The organism is Mesorhizobium sp. M4A.F.Ca.ET.022.05.2.1, from assembly GCF_003998845.1.
Classification (GTDB): Bacteria; Pseudomonadota; Alphaproteobacteria; order Rhizobiales; family Rhizobiaceae; genus Mesorhizobium.
Genome location: NZ_RZOJ01000479.1, coordinates 1 through 4,284, shown reverse-complemented (window position 1 = coordinate 4,284; position 4,284 = coordinate 1). Strand labels below are relative to the sequence as shown.

At 66.6% G+C, this 4,284-nt stretch carries 5 protein-coding genes; 1 reads left to right on the top strand and 4 read right to left on the bottom strand.

The features are described 5' to 3' along the window. Nucleotides 1–154: 154 nt before the first annotated feature. On the top strand, nt 155–790 hold the full coding sequence (locus EN745_RS30960) for an ankyrin repeat domain-containing protein (RefSeq protein WP_126055295.1): 636 nt from the start codon (nt 155–157) through the stop codon (nt 788–790). 80 nt (nt 791–870) lie between these two features. Here the strand turns inward: EN745_RS30960 and EN745_RS30955 are convergent, their stop codons facing one another. The 4 genes from EN745_RS30955 to EN745_RS30940 all read right to left on the bottom strand — a co-directional run. Continuing rightward, the gene (locus tag EN745_RS30955; RefSeq protein ID WP_126055296.1) at nt 871–1,167 is read right to left on the bottom strand and encodes a DUF1330 domain-containing protein; all 297 of its coding nucleotides are present in this window, start codon (nt 1,165–1,167) and stop codon (nt 871–873) included. Between the two features lie 15 nt (nt 1,168–1,182). Then, entirely contained in the window at nt 1,183–1,719 is a 537-nt protein-coding gene (locus EN745_RS30950; RefSeq protein WP_126055297.1) for a GNAT family N-acetyltransferase, read from the bottom strand. Nucleotides 1,720–1,814: 95 nt separating this feature from the next. Beyond that, nucleotides 1,815–2,378, bottom strand: a complete 564-nt coding sequence (locus EN745_RS30945) for a GNAT family N-acetyltransferase (protein WP_126055299.1) — start codon at nt 2,376–2,378, stop codon at nt 1,815–1,817. Nucleotides 2,379–2,525: 147 nt separating this feature from the next. After that, the coding region (locus EN745_RS30940) for a cation:proton antiporter (protein WP_127423002.1) at nt 2,526–4,284 on the bottom strand (1,759 nt) is incomplete at its 5' end.

Here is a 4,284-nt window from a genome sequence, read left to right as displayed (position 1 = left end):
CCTCAAAGGCGCCCGGCGGTCCCGATCATCGGGATCGCCGGTCCGTTGGCGTGAAATCCAATTGCCGGACGCCGGCGAGTATGAAAGACTCCGCCAAGGGCCGATGCATGCCGGCGCGGGTCGGCGTGATCCCATGATTCCGGGGGACATTGCAGTGACCGCAGGCTTGGAAGCCGAAGACGCCAGGGGTTGGTCCGATCTGCTGGCCGCAGCCGAAAGAGGCGACGCCGAGGCCGTGCGCACGGAGCTGGCGGCCGGGGCGGACATCAACCAGACCGATGAAGGCGGCTGGTCGGCGCTGCACCTTGCCGCCCACAATGCCCGCATGGCGGCTCTCGAAGCCCTGATCGCGTATCCGGCGATCGACGTCAATTCCCGGAATAAATGGAAGAGCACGCCGCTCAGCCTGGCCGCCGCCAAGGGTCACCTCGAATGCATCCAGGCGCTGGTGAAACATCCGCAGATCGATATCAACGCGCGCGCCGACTATTACGGCAGGACGGCGCTGATCGAAGCGGCGAGGAACGGCCATCTCGACGTCGTCAGGCTGCTGGTCGAGCATGGCGCCGACGTCAATCTGGCCGACAAGACCGGACGGAACAGCGCGCTCATCGAGGCCATCAAGGGACGGCACTACGAGGTCGCGGAGTATCTGCTGGCGACCAGGCAGGTGAACTTCCTCAACAAGGAGATGCGGCTCAATGCGCTGATCTGGGCCGGCAGCACCCGCAACGCCCTGTTCATCGAGACATTGGACGCGGCGATCCACAGCTTCTTCGAAGGCAAGTGAGCGCAGGACCGACCGCGATCCACATATCCTGACGCAGGCCGGCGCCGACGAACCCGCCGCGCACTGTTCGGTGGCAGGCGTCAGGCCGGCGGCACGCCCTCGGTCGCGATGATGCGCGTGTTGGCGCAGCGGAAGCGGATCTGCTTCAGCCGCTCGTACTCAGGCGAGTCGTACCAGGCGGTCAGCGCTGCCATGTCGGGGAATTCGATGATGACCAGACGGTGCGGCTCCCAGTCGCCCTCCAGCACCCGGGTCACGCCGCCGCGCGCCAGGTACCGCCCGCCATGACGCGCTTCCGTCGCCGGAACCTCGCGCCGGTATTCATCAAACATGGCGGCGTCGGTGACGTCGACATCGGCAATGAGATAGGCAGCCATTCCAGTCCCTCCTTCTCAAATCGTCTTCCACATCATCAGGATCGGCACCGGCGCGCCGCCGCGATCGTCAAGGATCCTCTCGCCCGGCTGGTAGCCGCAGGCCCGGTAGAGCGGCTCTCCAGCCATTGTCGCGCCGAGCTCGACACGGCGAAAGCCCTCTGCCCTCGCCGCATTTTCGCAGAGCGAAAGGATGAGGCGGCCGACGCCGCGCCGCACGAAATCGGGATGCGTGTACATCGCCCTGACGCGCGCCGCGTCGGTGGCGGGATCGAGCAATGCCGCGCTGCGCCCCGGCGTCCTGTCGCCGCCATAAAGGGTGGCGCGCCGGCTCCAGCCGCCGCAGCCCGCCAGCGCTCCTCCGCAGGTGACGACAAAATAGGTTCCGTCGTCGATAAGCTGCGTGTCCAGGCCCATGATGGCGCGGCTGGATTCGATCTGGGCATCATTCAGGAAGGGTTTTTGCAGCTCGCCGATCGCCAGCGCCATCAGCGCCGAAATCGCCGTGATGTCGTCGCGCGTCGCAGTCCGGTACTGCAGCTCCTGGTCAGCCATCTGCCGAATGCCACGTGCCGTTCGGGGGCGTTATTTTATATTAGAAGACACTCATGTTAAAATGGATTCAGCGGGTTGTTTCGGAAGCCAAGCCTTCAAGCGCCCGACGCCACCATCCTTTCAACCACCCAGCGGTGCTTGCCGATCCGGCGGGCGCGCTGAAAGCCCTGCTTTTCGAACATCGCGAGCGTGCCATTGTGCAGGAAGGCGCCGGCGACCTTCCGGCCTTGCGCGTCCTCGGGATAGCTTTCCACCGTGCCGCCGCCCAGGCGGGCGATTTCGCCGAGCGCACCTGCCAGCGCGGCGGCGGCCACGCCTTCGCCACGACGCGCCTTGTCAATGAAGAAGCAGGTGATGCGCCAGTCCGGAAGGTTTGTCAGCCCTTCTTCATAGGCGCGCCGGTGCTTGATGCGCGGCAGTTCACCGGTCGGCCCGAATTGGCACCAGCCAACGCAGGCCGCGCCGTCGAAGACAAGCGCGGCATGCGTGCTGCCGTTCCGGACCCTTGCCTGCTTGGCGGCGCGGTTGCCGCCGGCGCCGTTGCCCTTGGCATGGAAGGCCATGCACCAGCAGCCGCCCCAAACGCCATTGTGGCGCTCGACCAGCGCAGCGAAATCCGCCCAGCTTGTTTCGTCGAGGGGTTTTACGCTGAAGCTCATCGTAGTTCCTCAAAGCCAGCGATAGCCGTTTTGAAGGTTCGCGCCTCAGTTCCGGAACAGGCGGCAAATCCCGACATCATCAGCGTCGTCCCTTCGATCGGGTAAAGCGAATGAAGGCGTCGACAATCGGGACGCGGGCTGGGCCTGTCAACCGCTGATGGAGCGCCCCGCCTCCCGGTCCTCGTCGTCGCGGGGCTGCCGCGAATCGGAGATCAGCAACACCGGGCACGGACAGTGCTGCAGCACACCGCTCGTCGTCTCGCCGAAGATGAGCTCGTCGCCCGGCCGCCGCGCCACGCCCATGACAATCAATGCCACGCTCCTGCCAGCCTGGCGGGCGATGGCATCGGCGGCGGCGGCCCTGCTGCGGATGGCAGTCTCGATCTCGACGCCATAGCGGTCGGCAAGCGCGACGATATCCTTCAGCACAGCCTCCCTGCGGCGATGCGAGACGGTGTCGCGCGGTTCGTCGCGGCCGACCCGCGCAACATAGAGCATCTTGACCGGCGCGCCGGTGACAGTGGCAATGGCAAGTGCCAGTTCGGCGCCACGGCGGGCGACCGACGTACCGTTGACCGGCACCAGGATCCGGCCTGACTGGGGGCCTAGCCTCGGCATATGCCGCCCGGCGCCCGTCGGCTTCAGCACCAGGCAGAGCGAGCCGTTGAAGGCGCCGGCAACCTCGTTCAGCCGGCGCGAGAATCCGCCTTTCGCAGTCACCCCGCGGCCGAGGCCGATGAGGAGCATGCCGTAGCCCTTGCGCGCCTCCTTGGCGACCGCCTCGGCGGAGAGCTGGACCTCGTGCCGGCGGCGGGTCAGCGGCGCCACGCGCACCGGCTCCTCGTCGGCTTCCTTCGCCGCCTCGCGGCCCTCCTCGGCGCCCCGCTCGATCTCGTCCAGATGCGCCGCCTCGTCGGGCTCGGCTTCGCTTTCGCCGCTGGCATGCAGCACCGTCATCGGCTTGCCGGCTCCGATCACGCCGGCAAGGTAGGCGGCGAAGCGGCCGACCACGCCCTCGTCGACGACCACAAGCAGCCGCTCCAGATTGGCGATGAAGCCGCGCTGGTCGACCTCCTCGCGCTCCAGCCGCTTCTTCTCAGACTCGCCGATCGACAGGCGCCCCAGCGCCCAGCGTAGCGTCGGCGGCATGGCCAAAGTGGTGATGACGGCCATGGTCACGATCATGGTGAAGAGGTTGTGCGAGAGCACGCCTATCGACAGGCCGATCGAGGCGACGATGACTTCGGTCGAGCCGCGCGCGTTCATGCCGCAACCGACGGCAATGCCCTCGGCACGGCTCATGCCGGCGACTTCCGCGCCGATGAAGGCGCCGCCGAACTTGCCGATGCTGGCGATCGCCACCAGCGCCACCGTGAGCAGCGCGAGCTGAGGGTCGACGAGCACGGTGAGGTCGGCCGAGAGGCCAGCGACGCCGAAGAACACCGGCATGAACAGCGCGGTGATGACGCCACGCAACTGCCCCTCGATGTGGCGCGACAGGATCGGCGACTCGCCGACCAGTATGCCGGCGACAAAGGCGCCGAGCACGGTGTGGACGCCGATCAGGTCGGTGATCAGCGCCATGGCGCCCATGATGGCGAGGATGATGGTGACGACGGCATATTCGCTGTGGAAGGTGTCGTTGGTCCAGCGGATGGCGTCGAAGACGATGCGGCGGCCGAGCGTGAATGAAAAGGCCATGAAGGCGGCGACGCCTAGTATCGTGAAGGCAAGGCTGCTCACCTCGACGCGGCCATGCGTAGCGATGCCGATGGTAATCGCGATGATCACCCAACCGATCGTGTCCTCGATGATTGCCGACGAGACGATGACCTGGCCGAGGTCGCGGCGCAGTTCATGCCGGAATCGCTGCTCGCCAGCGGCGGCGAGCGCCTCGTCGCCGGCC